The organism is Pelagibius litoralis (assembly GCF_011683915.1).
GTDB lineage: Bacteria > Pseudomonadota > Alphaproteobacteria > Kiloniellales > Kiloniellaceae > Pelagibius > Pelagibius litoralis.
Genome location: NZ_JAAQPH010000064.1, coordinates 1 through 617, shown reverse-complemented (window position 1 = coordinate 617; position 617 = coordinate 1). Strand labels below are relative to the sequence as shown.

The 617-nt window shown below is 60.1% G+C and carries 1 pseudogene; it reads right to left on the bottom strand.

Features of this window, described 5'->3' with window-relative positions:
• Positions 1-541, bottom strand: a pseudogene (locus HBA54_RS28615) (IS5 family transposase); the annotation flags it as partial.
• Positions 542-617 lie beyond the last annotated feature (76 nt).

Here is a 617-nt window from a genome sequence, read left to right as displayed (position 1 = left end):
CTTCGGGCATCGTAAGCTCGGTCAGCAATGAGCTGACGCGGTGTTGGGATGCGTCTGAGGAGGGCAGCAGCGCCATCCAGGTCGTGGGTCTGGCCGGGCGTCACGGTAAAGGCCAGAGGTCGGCCGATTTGGTCGGTTATGGCGTGAACTTTGGTCGTCCGTCCGCCGCGAGACCGGCCAATGGCCTGCTCGAAGTCCCCCCTTTTGCACCGGCTGCCGAGCGGTGAGCCTTGATATGGGTGGAATCCACCGCCGCACTCACCCGGGTCGTGCTGACCACCCCACTCGACCCGCTCAGGGCGTAGAAGACATCTTCCCAGACCCCTTGTTTGCTCCAGCGATTAAAACGGTTGTAGATCGTCGTGTAGGGGCCATAGTCCCTCGGACAGTCGCGCCAGCGCGCTCCGGTCTTGAGCATGTGAATGATCCCAGAGATCACCCTGCGGTCGTCAACCCGATGCGCCCCGCGACGTCCACGCGGCAAATAGGGCTCAATGCGCGCCCATTCCTCCTCACTCAACCAAAACAGCTGCCTTGCCATTCAAGCCTCCTATCCTTGGAAACTTGAATCACAAATCCAACTCAACTGGAATCCCCTAATTGGGTACAGACCCTAG